The following is a 16967-nucleotide window of genomic DNA, read 5'->3' on the forward strand; positions in this document are numbered from 1 at the left end:
CGTATGAACCAATTATTTAAAACCTTTGAAAAAAAATCAGATCTGATTCAGCTTATTTGTTTTCCTTTTGCAGGCGGATATTCCGCCTCTTACCGTCCGCTCTTTGAAAAGCTGAAGGACACGGCCGAAGTGACAGCAGCAGAGCCTCCGGGTCATGGAACGAACCTCATGCCGCTTGAAACAAGCATTGACCGGCTGGCTGAATTGTATAAAGAAGGGCTGACAGGAAAATTAAACCGTCCATTTATTTTGTTCGGACATTCCATGGGCGGACTTGTGGTGTACAGGCTGACTCAGCTGCTAGAAAAGGAAGGCATCGATCCGGCAGCAGTTGTCATTTCTGCCATTCAGCCACCGCAAACAAAAAGACAAATATTGACCCATTTATCGAATGAAGCATTTGTTCAGCATATCGCTGAAATGGGCGGGATTCCAAAAGAATTGTTAGAGAACAAGCCAATGATGGATTACTTTACACCATCCTTACGTGCCGACTATCAAGCATTAGAATCCTTCCAGCACACAGACAAAACAATCATTAAATCACCCGTTTATTTATTGAACGGAAAGCAAGATAAGAAATGCATGGAAGACGCAGACGGCTGGCTAACATGGGCAAACGCCATCGAACGTACTGATTTCGAAGGAGGGCACATGTATATCAACACACACCTCGAGCAGTTCGCAGAACATATGAGGCATGTCATTGAGCAGACAATAGAAGATCGAGTGATAAAGATTTAAAAAAAGGCCCAATATGGGCCTTTTTTTATTGTGGAATGAAACTGGCAAACGCTGATATAGCTAGAGAAAATAAGAATAATAATACAAACGGTATGTAAAATTTATAATTTCTGTTTTCTGTGTCCTTTACGTAGGAGTAGCACCATAAGCTAAAAGAGACTAGAACAAAAATATTTAAATTCCATAAAATTGGAAGTGTGATTATTTGCTCGGCATTAGATACATTCAATAGGTATAAAATAATAACAATAATATTACCCATTAAAATGCAGTAATAAGTGAGTATCCCTCTTTTAAATATGTTCTTATATGGTTGATTTATTCCGAGTGTAACAAAACCTAGAAACAATACTAATGAAAAAAGTAATACTTCTATTATTGGTTTAAATGTTTCTCCAATAACTGCAAGTGATATGCCTATCCATTTACTCACTTCAATTATATCTTGATTACCATCAAGTTGAAGATCTAGTAAATTTTTATTAATTTCATCCATTTTTAATATAGAAAGGATAAAGGCTATAATACCAGAGAGTAGACTTACTAATATAATGTGTTTTTTCATATTAACATCCTTTTCAATATCAAATTTTTATAAAATAAAATTCAATAATCGAAGCAATAAACAACAAAAACAACCCTGTTAAAAGCTGTTTTAAATATGTTTTTCCTTTTGTTTTAAAAGGAATTCTATCTTTGGCAAGTATGTACTGTAAAATATGTTTTGATATATCGAACGATACAAAATAAAAAAGAAACAAACCAACAATTTCTAGAGGTGAATGGAAAATAATATAATATAAGGCTATATCAATTCCATATATATAAGTATATGATATAAAAAAAGCCCCAAGGAAAAATCCATTTAAAAATATGATAATGCTAGACAGCAAACCTAAACTAACTATTCCGGATATTAAAATGATGAGGGATACAGATAGATTATTAATGAAAATTTCTTGATAGCTGTCAATCTGTACGTTGTTTTTAAAATCTATACTATTTATAAACTTTGAAGCAAAAACACTTAGACTAAAACCTCCTAGAAATAGGATTAAAAAAATAGAGAAATTTTTAAGATAATATTTCAAAAAACTTCTTTTCGATTTGATCTTCATGAAACGTCACTCCTGAAGATTTTTTTTCTGAGTGTACGATACTCCCATTGTCAATAAAAAGAATTTCATCGCATAAGTCTGCTGCAAACTGAATGATATGTGTGGAGAGCAGAATGATTTTGTTGTCGTCTCTGAAATCTCTTAAATGTTTTTTCATGTCGGCCATGTTTGTAGGATCAAGGCCTGTAAAAGGCTCATCTAATAGAATGATGTTTGGATTATGAAGTATGGTTAAAATAAAAGATATTCTTTGTCTCATTCCTCGTGAAAGAGCAGATGAACGACGATGAGCTTGTTCTTCTAAACCATATTCACGCAACAGACTATTGATTTGATGAATTTCTAAGGGTTGTTCTATAAGCATGGATTGGTATTTTATCAATTCAAAACAAGTTAAGTTTTCAAATAAAATTGGATCGTCCTCCATGTATCCGATCGAAGAGAAGTTTTGCTTACTATCATTTATTAATATTAGACCTTTATCAGGGTTTATTAATCCAGCTATCATTTCTAAAATAGTAGTTTTTCCAGCACCGTTTTTCCCTAGTAGTCCAATAATGGAACCTTCTTTGAAATGCATTTCAGGAATCACTACTTTAAAGTTAGATTCTTTGTATTCTTTGGTTAGATCATGAATTGATAACATACTATCCCTCACTCAAATAATGTTTTAAATGACTTATAGTTTTTATTTATAGTTCTATGCCAATAAGTGAATATTAAAGATATAATTATAATTGAACTAGCAGCCATAATTGCATTTGTCACAATGAAATATATTGTGCTATATGAGGAGATAACTGCTAAACCTAAAATGAAACTATAGCAAATATTCAAGGTCAATTTACTGAGGGAACTTGGAATTTGATATACATATTCCCATTTGAAATAAGGAAATAAAACAGTAGAACTGACAGTACATATAGCTATTAAAATGCTACAGTTGATTAAAGAAATGATCACGAACATAGGTTTATCTAAATATATTGTAAAACTAGAGAAAAGAGCATATATAATACAAAAAAACAAATGTATTATGATAGATAATACCATCTTGGTTTTAATTTTATTTTTTGTGAAATTAGGTAATTTTTGTTTCAAAGGGAGAATTGGACCATCAATATCAAACGAGACATAACTTTGAATTGCGTTTGATAAAATAATCATAGGAAAAATAACACAAAAAATAAATAAAAAATCATTATCTATATTGAGTGTTTCAAGTTGCCTTGTATTAACACCGTAAAGTATTAAACCTAATAAACCTCCAGATAATGTTAAGATAAATAGTGAAACAGACCATTGGATAGGGGGATTTCTCATTAAAAGTGTAAGCTCATAAAACAAGAGATGATTAAAATTTCTAGATGTTTCTTTTTGCTTAGCTTTAGTTTTTTTCTGAAAATGAAAAATAGGTATATTATGAATATTCTTTCTCCAATTAATCACTAACAGTAAACTAATAAATGAGAAGATGAAAATAATATATATTGAATAACTGGATAAAGAAGTTGTTAATAAATTAAATTTGAATACAGTAAATACCCAAAGTAAAATGAGTCCTGTAGTTATATATCCAATAGATGATGAAATTGTAAAAAATCTAGGATTAGAAAGTAAAAATAATAAATGTAGTCTAAGTAGGTATCCTAAAACAAACGAAGTAATTCCCAAAGCTGCTAATGTAAAAGGTTGGTTGTACACATTTATACTTAAATTTGTTAAGTAAGAGCCTAAAAAAAAGAATAGTAAACCAACAATAATACTAAAAAACTTGCTCATATCTTTGCCGAAAATGTACTGATCTAGATGTATTTTTAAAATAGCCATCTGTTTTTTATCAGAAGAGAAAAGAATTCGCATCAAACTTTTATCAATATTTACTGTTAACATTAAAATTAAAAAAGATAAGTAGATGGTTGGTAAACCTTTAATGAAATAAGTAGCTAGTACACCTAGAAATAGAGGGGATATTATGTATAAAAAAGAAAACAATACAAAAATGAGAGCATTATTACGTTGATGTCTTCTAAAATCATTGATTAACAAGATTTTTGTGTATGTTAAATATTTATGCATTTACAACACTTCCATTTTAAATTTGTTATAGAGAAGGTATTAACACCTTCTCTATTAAAAAATTAGAAAGAAATAGCGTATTTTATTCCATATTTTTTAGCGTAATTAACCACTAGAGAAGCAATAACACCAAGTCCGAAAGTACCTAGTACAGCAGCGATAGCACCAACTGTTCCAGCTGCATTTAGAATTGCACTAATAGAAGTTATTGCCCAACCAGGTATTTGAGGATAGTTTGCTACTAGATTTGCAAAAGGCGTAACTGGTTCAAGAGTCAATAAAATCATAGTTGTTAAAGTTAGAGTGAAAATAAGACTCAAGCCTGAAATAGCAAATAATCTATTTTTTACTCCTAATTCCATATTTGACACCCCCTCCCTTGATTATATACCCATATTATACATTATAAGGAATTATAATAAATGGGTTTTTTATACTGTATTTAATTTAATTAGGGGATGTAATTTAGATTTGTTTTGATAATGGATTGTTATAATTAATTAGGAAATTATTCTGAAATTCGTACATGATTAACTGTCGTAACACAAGGTATGTAGAAGATGAACAATTAAAACGTGCGTTAAATTAATTAGAGATATCGCTTTAGTAAATGACTATTGAATGAAGGGACAGCTCCTCTTAACTGGTTATTTCCCACTGTATATTCAACCAATAGGATTTTTTATACATTACAGTATGATAGATAGAATCAAGTAAGTAATATTAGGTAACATAAGGCTCAATGATTAAGTAATGTTATAGTAATCTGTCCATGTATATCAACACACACCTCGAGCAGTTCGGAGAACATATGAGGCATGTCATTGAGCAGGCAACAAAAAGGCAATTCATCAGCCAATAAAAGAAAACAACGGCCCCGTCAAACGAGGGCCGTTTTCTTTATGAATTCCCCTTCCTCACCACATTCCCGCCAATCACTCCGCCAATGACGAGGACAGCCCCGATGAGGTGAACCATATCAATCGTTTCATGTAAAATAAGCACGCCAGCGGAAATGGTAATGAAAGCAGAAAGATTGTTAAAGATACTCACCTTTGCTGCTTCAAGGTGGGAAAGAGCATAGTTTGATAAATACGCTGTGAGCAGTGATGAGAGAATGCCTAAAAAGAGCATAGACCATACAAAGGATGGCTGCGTAAACGGACTGAAAAACTGCGGTAGTGTAGCATGTACCGAGTGCCGAATGAGAGCAGCAGCATTAAAGAAGACAAATCCAAAGAATGTCATCACGAAAGTCAGTTCAATGACATGGAATCGCCGTGTCATCACTCTGGCAAATACGCTGTAGGCACTGGATGATAAGGCTGAAAGTAAGATCAGCACATAACCAATGAGATGAGAATGTTTCACATCAATTCCCTTCACCACAAAGAGGAGCATCACCCCGGACACAGAAAGAATGGTAAACAGCACCTGAATCGAGGTAGGGCGTTCCTTTAAACACCATGCTGCAAGCACCATTGTCAAAATAGGGATGGTCGCCTGAATAATGCCGGCCTCTGATGAAGAGGTAAACATCAGCCCCCACACTTGAAATGCAAAAAACAACACAGGATAAAGTAAGGAAAATGGCACAATGTAAATGAGATCACGCCATTGAATGGAAAAACGGTACTTTTTTCGTAAAAATGGAAATAACAAAAGAGCCGCTGCAAAAGAAACAGTAAATCGGTGTGCCAATACATCAATTGGATTCGCTGATGCTAAGGCTACTTTGACAAACAAGAATGAAAAACCAATAATACAGGCGTATGCGATCGAAGCAGCATACGCTTTTTGTTTTGACATATCCATCAGAATTCTCCTTACACGAGCATGCATGCTTCAGTTGAATTGACCGGTTCTGTCTTTTTATCGTAAACGGATCAAGTAAAGTGTACAATAAGAGTTATTGATATCTGTACCGGTACAAGGAGGGTAGTGCTGTGAGGAAATATGATCAGCTTGTGTTGAATATAAAAAACAAAATCGAGAGCGGTGAATACAATGCTGGAATGAAAATCCCATCCATTCGTCACTTAGCGGCTCAATATGCTGTGAGCAAAAGCACTGTCATAAAAGCACTAGATACATTAGAGCGTGAACACTTGCTGTACTCTGTAGAAAGAAGTGGCTATTTTGTCGTGAAAACCAATCAGTCAGCCGTTAAGAAGGGCAGCACATGGATTGATTTTGCTTCCTCTGCGCCTGATCCCATTGTGTTTCCGTATGTCGATTTTCAGCACTGCATCAATCAAGCGATTGATCTGTATCAAAATGATTTATTTATCTATGGCACCACCAATGGATTACCATCTTTACTGCCAATCATTTCAAAGCGTTTAACGGATTATCAAGTGTTTGCCTCTCCAGAACAGATCGTCATGACTTCTGGTATTCAGTTGGCTTTATCGATTTTAAGCACCATCCCGTTTCCAAATGGAAAACAGACCATATTGGTCGAACAGCCAGGCTATCACCTATTCCTCCAATACTTAGAGAAAAACCAGCTGCCTGTCCGGGGGATTCAGCGGACGGAAAACGGACTCGATCTTCAGGAATTGGAGCGTATCTTCAGAGAGGAGGATATTCGCTTTTTCTATACGATGCCAAGGTTTCAAAACCCGCTTGGAACGAGTCTGTCGAAACAAGAAAAAATAGCGATTGCAGCCCTTGCCGAAGCATATGATGTCTACATCGTTGAAGACGATTATTTGGCTGATTTAGAATTCGATACAAAAAGAGACCCGATCTATTCATATGATCAGGCGGGGAAGGTCATTTATTTAAAAAGCTTCTCAAAAATCATTTTTCCGGGGCTTAGAACAGGTGCTGTCGTCTTACCAAACGAGCTGATTGGCCCCTTTAGTGAACATAAACGGCTGATTGATATCGACAGCTCGATGCTCTCGCAGGCTGCTTTAGAAATTTATTTGAAAAGCGGTATGTTTGAGCGTCATAGAGAAAGGATGCAGGCGACCTATAGAGCTCGATCCAAACAACTTGTGGCCTGTTTGAAAAATGATCAAGGCGCTTATGAGCTGGGAGAAGAGGAGCCAGCTACCCATACCCACGTTCGTGTCGACCGGTCCATTCCGATGAATCAGCTCATTCAGCAGCTAAAAAAGGCTTCTGTGATGGTTCAGCCGATCGACCGCCATTTCATTTCTACTTATCATAAGGAGCCTATACTTCAACTGAACATTTGGCATGTAAAAGAAGAGGAAATCGCACGAGGCGTCGATTTGCTAAAGTCATCACTTCAACAAATCACACGTTATTAAGGCGTGACAGCATGTTCTCACAAGTGAGTATCTCGACGTGCTCAGCCGCAGCGGGTTTTCTTGTACAAACCGCCATTTGGTAGGCAGGATCAAGTGAATATGTTTGGACAACGCAAGGGGCTTCGTGATCAGGTAACCTCAAAGTAGCCTGTCCATCCTCTGACAAGCGAGCGGTAAAGGATGAAAGACCATAGGGTATTCCCTTCCCTGTCAGCTTGATAAAAGCCTCCTTCATGGACCATAAATGAAAGAAATAGGCTTCCTGCTGTTCTGCCGGTTGTGAGAGTAAATCTTGATATTCGTCAGCTGAAAAAAATCGCTCGGCAATGGCTAAATCAATCGGTTTAATCTCTTCAATATCAATGCCAACAGGCGCATCATCTACTGCGCCGACGACCCAATCACCAGAGTGAGAAAGATTAAAATGAAAAGAAGGAATTTGCCGGACAACAGGCTTTCCATTCCCTTCTGTTTCAAAAATGATCTGTTCCATAGGCAGTGCGTACATCTCATGAATGATGTGACGAATTAGTACCTCACCCAAAAGCGTTCTTCTTGCATCGATCAAAAATCGAAAGCGCTCAGCGGCGGCGCGTTTTTCAAATGACACAAAAGGCTTCAGCTGTTCTATTTGTTTTCGTGCATTTTTATCATCTAAAGGTTGTAATTGAATAGCGAAAATCTTCATAACGGACCTCAATTTTTTACATTTATTGTACCATTGGATGAACACATGCAAAAGAGAAACAGACATCCTGTTCAATGAAAGCACAAAATGACAGGAAGGTGCGGGCGGTTCTCGATATAGTGGAAAAGGAAGGAGAGGGAAAAATGATTCACTTGATCATGGATAGTATCAATTATATGGAAGAGAGGCTGGATCAGCCTTTGCAGATCGAAGAAGTGGCAGAGGCCGCCTGTATGTCTAAATTTCATTATCAGCGGCTATTCCATATGCTGACGGGAATTGCAGTAGCAGAATATATTCGCAAAAGACGATTAACCCTTGCGGCAGAAGAATTCATGACCAAGCAAGTGAAAGTCATTGATGCGGCGGTGAAGTATGGCTATGAAACCCCAGAGTCGTTTGCGAAAGCCTTCAAGCGGCATCATGGATATACACCGGCAGCAGTGAAAACAGGCGAGTATACAGTGAAAGCCTACCCCCGTCTCTCCTTCGAACTTCAAATAAAAGGAGTCGAACCGATGCATTATCGAATTGTGGAAAAGGATTCATTTTCAATCATAGGCAGAAGACTAAAGACAACAACAAAGAATAGCCAAAACAAACAGGATATTCCCGCCTTTTGGAAGCGTGTCAATCAAGAAGGATGGACGGATTCACTGGCTCATGCAGCTGGAGAACTCGGATATATCGGTGTATGTGCGCATTTTGATGAAACGCTTGAAACATTTGACTATATCATTGGGATTGAGCAAGGTGAGGAACAACCAGATTCGACCATGACAGTCGAGCAGATTCCGGCCAGTACGTGGGCTGTATTTCAGGCAAAGGGGCCTGTCGAAACCGCTGTGCATTCAACATGGACACGTATTTTCACAGAATGGTTTCCTGCCTCAGGATATGAGCATGCTGGGGGAATGGAGATGGAAACGTATCCTTTAGATGGAGAGATACATTCTCCAGATCATGTGACATTGATTTGGATTCCAATCCGTAAACAATCATAAAAAAGGCAGCGTATCTCGCTGCTTTTTATCCTTGTTTGAGGACGTGAACACCGTTTGGATCGGTCGTATTCATCCCATGAGAATCTATCATCTTCACTTCAAGTAAAGAGAGACGTTCTCCCTTTTTCCAATGAATAGGTTGTGTCAAACCGTCCAGCAACTGATCGACCGCAGGTGTATGAGTCAAATCAGGTACTGTGATCGTCATCTCGGCAATTGCTTCTTCACCAGTTTCAATCACATCTGTCCGCCGCTGCAATTCAAGCCTTAAGCGCATCGGTGTAGAAAGAAACGTTCTTCGCTCCCCGGTCTGGATTGCACAGTTTCTCTTTTGTGCTTGTACCAGCAACTGATCATATTCATCGTCAGTCACAAGAAAGCCGATGTGATCAAAAAGGACTTTTTTACTATAACCAAATGTGATATTGATCTGTCCCTTTCTCATCTCAATGATTCGGAAAGAGGGCTTCTTCTCTCTAAAATCATCCCATGTCTGCGGAGGGGGAAAGGAACCTTCCTTTGCGAAACGTCCCTTTACTTCAAAGCCTAATGAGGTGTACGCCTTCTCTGTCTCCTCAACAAATGGTGTCCAGTAATGATAATGGAAAAGCTGCATCAGAGGATCATCTCCTGTTTTAAGAATATTGCGTCTATTTAGTTTAGCACAAAACAAGCCATTCATTTAGTAGAATGGCTTGTTCTTATCGGGTAAGGGTCTGAACAGGTTTCTCCGCTGTTTTTGTAATGAGCAGTTGCAAGAGCCGTGTCGATTGTGGCAATGAAAAGCGAAGGACGAGTCCGGTAAAGATGGCCGTCAGAATCGTTCCAATGCCAATCGGGCCGCCGAGCATCCATGCAAATAGGAGCACGGTTAACTCAATACCATTTCGAACCCACTGCACGTTCAGCCCCGTTTTTGCTGAGATGAGCAACATTAATGAATCCCTTGGCCCAGCGCCAAGGTTGGCTGAGACATAAATGCCAACGCCATACCCAGACACAATCACGCCCGTAATAAACACATATAAAGCAGGTAAATACCCATGTGGTGCAGGTAATACTGCATTAAAGAAATCAATAAACACGCCGATCAGCACCATATTGAGCAGGGCGCCGATCTTTGGAAAAGATTTCGTGAAAACAGATGTCAGTGTCACAATCAGTGCACCAATAATGATCGACCATTGTCCAATGGTTAAACCAAAATGCTGAAACAGTCCATAATGAAAAGCGTCCCACGGACCAATGCCAAGGATCTTTCCCTTCACTGTCAGCGATAGTCCAAAAGCAAGTACAACCAATCCAACAAAATAAAAAAACCAACGTAAAAGATGTTCCCGCTTCAAAAGCTTTCCCTTCTTTCTTAAACACTCGATTTCAATCGTAACATACTCGCACGCCCCTTTAAATGGCTTTGCTTAATGTAATCGCTTACTTTGAAAGAGGTAAAAAAAGGCTGTTCTCACATGATGAGAACAGCCTTTTTGATCACACTGGATTCAAAATCCGGTTTAAGAATTGTTTTGTTCGTTCTTCCTTTGGTCGTTTGAAGATTTCTTCCGGAGGACCTTGTTCGACGATGACGCCGCCATCAATAAAAATCACTTCGTCCGCCACTTCTTGGGCAAACTTGATTTCATGTGTGACAACCGCCATCGTCCAGCCTTCTTTCGCTAAATCCTTCATGACCTTTAAGACTTCCCCGACAAGCTCAGGATCAAGCGCAGAGGTTGGTTCATCAAAAAGCATAAGCTCTGGCTGAATGGCAAGTGCACGGGCAATGCCGACACGCTGCTTTTGACCGCCTGACAGCTGGAAGGGATACAAATCTTTTTTATCCTCAAGTCCTACCTTTTGCAGAAGCTGAATCGCTTCTTTTCGCACCGCTTCTTTCGGACGGCGCTGGACTTGGACTGGACCTTCCATCACATTCTCAAGAACAGTGCGATGTGGGAACAGATGATAATCTTGAAACACCATGCCTGACTTCCGGCGAAGCTTGAGCAAATCAGCTTGTTTATTTTTTTTAGAAAAATCAATCGAGAAATCATCGAAGGTAAAGGAGCCGGCATTTGGAATTTCAAGTGCATTTAAACAGCGAAGCATCGTTGTTTTTCCTGAACCTGATGGACCAAGAATCGCCACAACCTGCCCTTTGTTGATCGTAAAATCAATCGACTTTAAAATCTCATTTTCACCAAAGGATTTGTTTAAGCCTTTGACTGTTAGCATGTCGTTCCCTCCTTACCTTGCGACATATCGATCAAGTCGTTTTTCAATTTGGTTTTGAACGAGCGATAGAATGAAGCAGAATACCCAATAGATCAGGGCTGCTTCCATATAAATAAATAAAATTTGATCCAAGTTCGCCGCAGCAATTTCCTGTGATTTACGGAACATCTCTGCCACGAGGATTTGGGAGGCAAGCGATGTATCTTTCACCAAACTAATGAATGAATTAGACAGCGGCGGAATCGATACACGCACTGCCTGCGGTAAAATCACGCGGATGAGCGTTTTGCGATGGGTCATCCCAATTGAATAACCAGCTTCCCATTGTCCTTTAGGAACAGACAGGACGGATGCACGGATAATCTCTGACGCATACGCACCTACGTTTAATGAAAAAGCAATAATGGCACTTGGATATGGATCCAGTGTGATATTAAATGTCGGAAAGAAATAGAAAATAATAAACAATTGCACAAAAAGCGGCGTTCCGCGAACGGCCGACACATAGATGGAGAAAATCCATCTGAGGGCTTTGATTTTAGACATTCTAGCAAGAGCTGTCACAAGCGCGATAAAAAGACCAATAATGAAGGCAATGATGGCAAGGGGGATTGTATAATAAATCCCCTGCATCACCATTGGCCAAAAAGATTGCTGAAGAAGATCCCAAGGAATGACGACTCCTAGGGTATTACTTTGTAACATCTTCACCAAACCATTTCTTAGAAATCTTAGCGAGTGTACCGTCTTTCTTCATTTCTTTTAGTGCGCCATTCACTTTGTCAACGACTTCGCCGCTGCCTTTTCTGAAGGCAAAATACGTTTCTTGTGGATCTCCTGTTTCAAATGCAACTTTTAGGTTTTTGTTACCGCTTGTTTTCAAGTAATTCAAGACAGCTAATTTATCATTGAACGTCAAATCAGCACGCCCTTGCTGAATCAATTGAATGGATTGTGCAAGACCTTCAACCCCTTCAATTTTAGCGCCAGCATCTGTAGCTAATTTATTGTAGTTACTTGTTAATGATTGTGCTGCTTTTTTGCCTTTCACATCAGAAAGTTTCTTGATGTCATTGTTATCTGATTTTGTCACAACAATGGCTTGAGACGTTGTGTATTTATCAGAGAAATCATATTGATTTTCACGTCCAGTTTTACCAACTTGGTTCGCTACCACATCAAAACGTTTTGAATTCAGACCAGCAAACATGCTGTCCCATTGTGTTTCTTTGAATTCTGGTTTTAAGTCAAGACGTTTTGCGACTTCTGTGATGACCTCGACATCATAGCCAGTTAATTTATCTGTTTTTTTGTCATGGAAGGTGAAAGGAGCATATGTACCTTCTGTACCGATGGTTAATACGCCTTTATCCTGAATGGACTTCCAAAGGTCACCTGATTCCTTAGACCCAGATTGTTTATTTGCGCTGTCGTTTGCAGCTGATCCACATGCTGTGATCAATGCAACACAAGCGCCTAAAATAATGGCAAAGAACATTTTTTTCATTTTATTCCCCACTTTTCTTGTTGGTATTTACAACATATGATCTTACAGAGAAGCAACCTAAAAGTAAAGCATTTGAAACTAGCTTGAGCGAATCTCACCAACTTTATGCCTTGAACTGGTTGAACGGATAAACGATAGAACTATACCCAAAACAAAAGGTGGATAAAACCAAACGCATTCTCAAACGATGATGAAGAGAGTTCGATTGATGAGAATGTGAGATAGACTACTTAATGGTAAAATATGCTATGATTTTCACATCGAAAGAAGTTTATGTGGGTGTTGATCAGTCGACTTAAATGACTTTCTAAAGTACAAGATCCTCCAGTGAACAAACGGAATAAAAGGGAAGTGTGATCATTTGCATACATCGAAACAAAAACCTGTCATGATTTTAGTACACGAAATATACGGAATAAATGATCATATGAAGAGTATGATCGATCATTTTGACAAAGCTGGTTTTGAGGTTTATTGTCCTCATTTATTAGGACAGGCTAAACACTTCCCTTATGCCAGTGAGAATGAGGCATATGACTACTTTATGAATAAAGTTGGTTTTGATGAATCGGTAAAGATCGTATTGAATGTGGCAAAAGAGTTAAAAACGAAAAATGCAGAGAGAGACATATGTCTGATAGGTTTTAGTGTGGGGGCAACAATTGCTTGGCAATGCAGCCAATATGATCAGTTGTTTACCGGAGTCATTGGATTTTATGGTTCAAGGATAAGGGATTTTCTTGATATGACGCCTTCCTGTAAAACGCTGTTATTTTTCCCGGAAGTTGAAGCTTCTTTTAACCCTCGGGAGGTTGCGGATGTTTTGGAGAAAAGGGAAAAGCTTTGCGTGAAAATAGTAAAGGGGCAGCATGGGTTCGCCAATCCAGATTCTGCGACTTTTCACGCTGAATCTAAAAATCGCTGCTTTCAAGAAATCGATGGTTTTATCAAAGAGTGTCTACAAAAGGAAAATGACTCATGACTGTTTGAAATGAGACTCGAATAGAGGGAAATGAAACCAGTGTCTCATGTAAGTTTGCATGCTGGTTTTTTCGTACAATTCTGTTGGATATTAGGCATCCTATCAAATGATCAAAATCACCGTATAGTTGTGCGAACATTACTAAAATAAAGACTTTGTTACAGTGACGATAGAAGGAAGCATATTTATTATAAAAGATGTATAATTAGTAGGTTATTTTGAAAATGGAATAATCACATGGAGACATGTTTTGATAACAGAACATCTTAGAAGAAGGAGGGCATCATTGTGGATGTTGGACAAAATCAGCCCGAACAATTGAAAAGGGCGATGACCTCCCGCCATTTATTTATGATTTCTCTTGGCGGTGTCATTGGGACAGGCTTTTTCCTTGGAACAGGCTATACGATTGGGCAAGCAGGGCCAGTTGGAGCTGTTCTTTCCTATATTGTGGGCGGATTGATTATGTATTTAACCATGCTGTGTCTTGGAGAGCTCTCAGTCGCGCTTCCTGTGTCGGGGTCGTTTCATACGTATGCGACGAAATTTGTGAGTCCTGCAGCAGGATTTGCTGTTGGCTGGATTTATTGGCTTGGCTGGGCAGCCACTGTGGCGCTGGAATTTTTATCAGCAGGGCAGCTGATGAGACGCTGGCTTCCACAAGTGGATGTGTGGATTTGGTGTCTCATATTTGGGCTGTGTTTGTTCTTATTAAATGCCAGGTCAGCGAAAGCGTTCGGGGAGTCGGAGTTTTTCTTTTCAACCATTAAGATTGTTGCCATCTTACTATTTATTGGCGTAGGCGGAGCGGCGATGTTTGGTTTTATTCAAACGACGAGCGGGGAACCAGCTCCTTACTTTAGTCATTTTGTGAGTGACGGTCTGTTTCCGAATGGCTTGCTCGCAGTAGTCGTCACGATGATCACGGTGAATTTTTCGTTTCAAGGAACGGAGCTGATCGGGATTGCGGCAGGAGAAAGTGAAAATCCAGAGAAAACCGTGCCTCGCTCGATTCATCAGACGGTTTGGCGCACCCTTGTCTTTTTCGTTTTATCTATTTTTGTCTTAGCGGGCATGGTGCCTTGGAAGGAAGCAAGTGTGCTGCAAAGCCCATTTGTCACTGTGTTTGAGAGAACGGGCATTCCTTATGCGGCAGATATCATGAACTTTGTCATTATCATTGCTTTATTATCTGTGGCGAACTCTGGCCTATATGCCTCTACGAGAATGCTGTACTCTTTGTCGAAGGAAGGAATGGCAGGGAAGGCGTTTAGACGAGTCAATCAGCGGGGCATCCCGATGAATGCCTTACTGCTCACTTTCCTGTTTACAGGTATTTCGTTATTATCAGGATTCTTTGCAGAGAAAACCGTTTTTGCTTGGATCGTGTCTATTGCAGGCATGAGTGCCCAAACCGGCTGGATTACGATTACATTATCACAGCTGCTTTTCCGCAGAAGATATTTGAAAGCAGGCGGAAAGCTGGAAAACCTAAAATTTAAAACCCCTCTTTATCCGGTACTGCCGATCATTGCGATCACGCTGAACTCGATTGTGCTAATCAGCCTTGCCTTTGATGCCGAGCAGCGGATTGGGCTGTATGTCGGCGTACCGCTCATGATCATTGGATATGTTGTCTATCACCGCTATGTGAAAAAACATCAGGTGAAAAGTGAACCGCTCCAGTTGCAAATCCACGGAGATGATGAGATTCGGTTTTAATTCAAAAAAAGAAGCCTTCCCATTTGGGAGGCTTCTTTTTCAATTTAATGCACGCCTTTCATCGCTTTCTTAATCACCGGTGTAAGCAGAAGCATAACGCCACATAAAACGATAGCGAGCATGCCGATGATCCCGAAATAGACGGTTTCTGGCACTTTATCAAACAGCTTGACCACTTGTGCATTGATCGCCTGTGCCATTGCATTTGAAAGGAACCAAAGGCTCATCGTTTGCGCTGAGAAGGCAGCAGGTGCCAGTTTTGTTGTCGCTGACAGCCCAACTGGTGATAAGCAAAGCTCTCCGATGACGACAAGGAAGAAGCTTAAAACGAGCCATAGTGGGCTTACAAGTGTATGTGGTCCAGACATGTAAGCAGGAATGATCATGATGATAAAGGATAATCCTGCGAACAGAAGACCAAGTGAAAATTTAATCGGGGTAGACGGCTGTTTCTTACCGAGTCTGACCCATAACCAAGCAAATACTGGTGACAGGAGCACAATAAAGATCGGGTTCAATGATTGGAACCAAGAAGAGGCTAATGTCATGCCAAGGAAATTCAAGTTTGTTCGCTGATCTGCATATGTGGCTAAAATATTTGAGCCTTGTTCTTGAATGGCCCAGAACATCACCGCAGCTAGGAACAATGGAATATAAGCGAGGACCCTCGACTGCTCCACTGCACTCGTTTTTTTACTAAAATACATCACAATAAAATAAACAATTGGAATCAGCACACCAAGGACACTGACAAACCAAGTGAATAGATTAATCGTGAGCGCTCCTGTTTGAATGCCGATGACAGCAAAAACAGCAAGTACAATCACGATCAATGTACCGAAAATTTTGAAGTTCTTGCGTTCAGCAGCTGATAGTGGATTTGTGACATAAGTGCCGGCAAGTCCAAGATTCGGCTTTTTCGTGATGACAAACGTAATCAGTCCAACAAGCATACCAACGGCAGCGAGTGAGAAACCAAGGTGGAAATTCACTTTTTGACCGAGTGTTCCGACAATTAATGGGGCGATAAAACCACCCATATTGATCCCCATATAGAAAATACTGAATCCAGAATCCCTGCGAGGGTCTGTTTTTGTATACAGGTCACCGACTATGTTTGATACGTTCGGCTTTAGGAGGCCTGTCCCAATAATAATCAGCCCCATACTAATAAAGAGCGCTGTTGCTCCGCTAGGTAGTGCCAAAATGACATGACCAAGCATAATGAATACCCCGCCATAAAAGACCGTACTGGACGAACCAAATACCCGGTCGGCGAGCCATCCGCCAATAATGCCTGACATATAGACAAGGGCACCGTAGACAGACATGATCGAATTAGCGGTTGTTTGGTCGAAGCCGAGACCGCCTTTTGTCACCTCTGTGTACATATAATAAATAAGCAGTGCACGCATGCCATAATAAGAAAAACGCTCCCAAAATTCAGTAAAAAACAGTGTGTAAAGTCCTTTAGGATGTCCAAAAAACCCTTTTTGAGGAACACTTTTAACAATTTTATCGTGGTCAATTGTAGACATGGCATAGATCCTTTCTTAAAAAAAGAGATATGAGAAAAATGATATTCTTGTATAGTTCTTGTGTCAATA

General features: G+C 39.4%; 18 protein-coding genes. 5 read left to right on the top strand and 13 right to left on the bottom strand.

Annotation, left to right across the window (positions count from 1 at the left end):
• Positions 1-3 precede the first annotated feature (3 nt).
• Entirely contained in the window at positions 4-744 is a 741-nt protein-coding gene (locus tag ID12_RS06855; protein ID WP_050826937.1) for a thioesterase II family protein, read from the top strand.
• A 25-nt stretch (positions 745-769) separates the two neighbouring features.
• Here ID12_RS06855 and ID12_RS06860 read toward each other — a convergent pair whose 3' ends face one another.
• The 6 genes from ID12_RS06860 to ID12_RS06885 form a co-directional block, all read right to left on the bottom strand.
• Positions 770-1309, bottom strand: a complete 540-nt coding sequence (locus ID12_RS06860; protein WP_046342622.1) for a hypothetical protein — start codon at positions 1307-1309, stop codon at positions 770-772.
• 19 nt (positions 1310-1328) lie between these two features.
• Positions 1329-1862: a stage II sporulation protein M gene (locus ID12_RS06865; protein WP_046342624.1), complete on the bottom strand. Its 534-nt coding sequence runs from the start codon at positions 1860-1862 to the stop codon at positions 1329-1331.
• Complete coding sequence (locus tag ID12_RS06870) at positions 1819-2508, bottom strand: ABC transporter ATP-binding protein (RefSeq protein ID WP_046342626.1); 690 nt, start codon at positions 2506-2508, stop codon at positions 1819-1821. Before ID12_RS06870 ends, ID12_RS06865 begins: the two co-directional genes overlap by 44 nt.
• A gap of 8 nt (positions 2509-2516) precedes the next feature.
• Complete coding sequence (locus tag ID12_RS06875; RefSeq protein ID WP_046342628.1) at positions 2517-3941, bottom strand: hypothetical protein; 1425 nt, start codon at positions 3939-3941, stop codon at positions 2517-2519.
• A 62-nt stretch (positions 3942-4003) separates the two neighbouring features.
• Entirely contained in the window at positions 4004-4303 is a 300-nt protein-coding gene (locus tag ID12_RS06880) for a hypothetical protein (RefSeq protein ID WP_046342630.1), read from the bottom strand.
• Between the two features lie 538 nt (positions 4304-4841).
• On the bottom strand, positions 4842-5756 hold the full coding sequence (locus ID12_RS06885) for a DMT family transporter (RefSeq protein WP_050826938.1): 915 nt from the start codon (positions 5754-5756) through the stop codon (positions 4842-4844).
• A 131-nt stretch (positions 5757-5887) separates the two neighbouring features.
• Here ID12_RS06885 and ID12_RS06890 point away from each other — a divergent pair, with 131 nt between their 5' ends.
• Positions 5888-7225, top strand: a complete 1338-nt coding sequence (locus ID12_RS06890; RefSeq protein ID WP_050826939.1) for an aminotransferase-like domain-containing protein — start codon at positions 5888-5890, stop codon at positions 7223-7225.
• Here the strand turns inward: ID12_RS06890 and ID12_RS06895 are convergent.
• Positions 7212-7913 (bottom strand): 4'-phosphopantetheinyl transferase family protein, encoded by a 702-nt coding sequence (locus tag ID12_RS06895; RefSeq protein ID WP_050826940.1) that lies wholly within the window; start codon positions 7911-7913, stop codon positions 7212-7214. The two genes, ID12_RS06890 and ID12_RS06895, sit on opposite strands and share 14 nt — an antisense overlap.
• Before the next feature lie 143 nt (positions 7914-8056).
• Here ID12_RS06895 and ID12_RS06900 point away from each other — a divergent pair, with 143 nt between their 5' ends.
• Positions 8057-8917, top strand: coding sequence for an effector binding domain-containing protein (locus ID12_RS06900; RefSeq protein ID WP_050826941.1), 861 nt, complete (start codon positions 8057-8059; stop codon positions 8915-8917).
• Between the two features lie 25 nt (positions 8918-8942).
• Here ID12_RS06900 and ID12_RS06905 read toward each other — a convergent pair whose 3' ends face one another.
• The 5 genes from ID12_RS06905 to tcyA all read right to left on the bottom strand — a co-directional run bounded on the left by ID12_RS06905 (position 8943) and on the right by tcyA (position 12656).
• Positions 8943-9533, bottom strand: a complete 591-nt coding sequence (locus ID12_RS06905) for a hypothetical protein (RefSeq protein ID WP_050826942.1) — start codon at positions 9531-9533, stop codon at positions 8943-8945.
• 85 nt (positions 9534-9618) lie between these two features.
• Complete coding sequence (locus ID12_RS06910; RefSeq protein ID WP_048001285.1) at positions 9619-10263, bottom strand: YczE/YyaS/YitT family protein; 645 nt, start codon at positions 10261-10263, stop codon at positions 9619-9621.
• A gap of 142 nt (positions 10264-10405) precedes the next feature.
• On the bottom strand, positions 10406-11149 hold the full coding sequence (locus ID12_RS06915; RefSeq protein WP_007498183.1) for an amino acid ABC transporter ATP-binding protein: 744 nt from the start codon (positions 11147-11149) through the stop codon (positions 10406-10408).
• A gap of 12 nt (positions 11150-11161) precedes the next feature.
• Entirely contained in the window at positions 11162-11854 is a 693-nt protein-coding gene (locus tag ID12_RS06920; protein ID WP_035703879.1) for an amino acid ABC transporter permease, read from the bottom strand.
• Positions 11841-12656 carry a cystine ABC transporter substrate-binding lipoprotein TcyA gene (gene tcyA, locus ID12_RS06925; protein WP_007498178.1) on the bottom strand — a complete coding sequence of 272 codons (816 nt, stop codon included), beginning with the start codon at positions 12654-12656 and terminating at the stop codon, positions 11841-11843. The genes ID12_RS06920 and tcyA overlap by 14 nt, the downstream gene beginning before the upstream one ends.
• Positions 12657-13017: 361 nt before the next feature.
• Here tcyA and ID12_RS06930 point away from each other — a divergent pair, with 361 nt between their 5' ends.
• Both ID12_RS06930 and ID12_RS06935 read left to right on the top strand, forming a co-directional pair.
• Positions 13018-13638 carry a dienelactone hydrolase family protein gene (locus ID12_RS06930; RefSeq protein ID WP_050826943.1) on the top strand — a complete coding sequence of 207 codons (621 nt, stop codon included), beginning with the start codon at positions 13018-13020 and terminating at the stop codon, positions 13636-13638.
• 288 nt (positions 13639-13926) lie between these two features.
• Complete coding sequence (locus tag ID12_RS06935; protein WP_008347282.1) at positions 13927-15360, top strand: amino acid permease; 1434 nt, start codon at positions 13927-13929, stop codon at positions 15358-15360.
• 44 nt (positions 15361-15404) lie between these two features.
• Here the strand turns inward: ID12_RS06935 and ID12_RS06940 are convergent, their stop codons facing one another.
• Positions 15405-16898, bottom strand: a complete 1494-nt coding sequence (locus ID12_RS06940; RefSeq protein WP_008347279.1) for a peptide MFS transporter — start codon at positions 16896-16898, stop codon at positions 15405-15407.
• Positions 16899-16967 lie beyond the last annotated feature (69 nt).

The organism is Bacillus altitudinis, assembly GCF_001191605.1.
Taxonomy (GTDB): Bacteria; Bacillota; Bacilli; order Bacillales; family Bacillaceae; genus Bacillus; species Bacillus altitudinis.

Coding starts and splice junctions, on each gene's coding strand:
- tcyA (WP_007498178.1), bottom strand. CDS start 12,656: ATGAAAAAAATGTTCTTTGCCATTATTTTAGGCGCTTGTGTTGCATTG.
- ID12_RS06915 (WP_007498183.1), bottom strand. CDS start 11,149: ATGCTAACAGTCAAAGGCTTAAACAAATCCTTTGGTGAAAATGAGATT.
- ID12_RS06855 (WP_050826937.1), top strand. CDS start 4: ATGAACCAATTATTTAAAACCTTTGAAAAAAAATCAGATCTGATTCAG.
- ID12_RS06900 (WP_050826941.1), top strand. CDS start 8,057: ATGATTCACTTGATCATGGATAGTATCAATTATATGGAAGAGAGGCTG.
- ID12_RS06865 (WP_046342624.1), bottom strand. CDS start 1,862: ATGAAGATCAAATCGAAAAGAAGTTTTTTGAAATATTATCTTAAAAAT.
- ID12_RS06905 (WP_050826942.1), bottom strand. CDS start 9,533: ATGCAGCTTTTCCATTATCATTACTGGACACCATTTGTTGAGGAGACA.
- ID12_RS06940 (WP_008347279.1), bottom strand. CDS start 16,898: ATGTCTACAATTGACCACGATAAAATTGTTAAAAGTGTTCCTCAAAAA.
- ID12_RS06880 (WP_046342630.1), bottom strand. CDS start 4,303: ATGGAATTAGGAGTAAAAAATAGATTATTTGCTATTTCAGGCTTGAGT.
- ID12_RS06895 (WP_050826940.1), bottom strand. CDS start 7,913: ATGAAGATTTTCGCTATTCAATTACAACCTTTAGATGATAAAAATGCA.
- ID12_RS06920 (WP_035703879.1), bottom strand. CDS start 11,854: ATGTTACAAAGTAATACCCTAGGAGTCGTCATTCCTTGGGATCTTCTT.
- ID12_RS06860 (WP_046342622.1), bottom strand. CDS start 1,309: ATGAAAAAACACATTATATTAGTAAGTCTACTCTCTGGTATTATAGCC.
- ID12_RS06870 (WP_046342626.1), bottom strand. CDS start 2,508: ATGTTATCAATTCATGATCTAACCAAAGAATACAAAGAATCTAACTTT.
- ID12_RS06875 (WP_046342628.1), bottom strand. CDS start 3,941: ATGCATAAATATTTAACATACACAAAAATCTTGTTAATCAATGATTTT.
- ID12_RS06885 (WP_050826938.1), bottom strand. CDS start 5,756: ATGGATATGTCAAAACAAAAAGCGTATGCTGCTTCGATCGCATACGCC.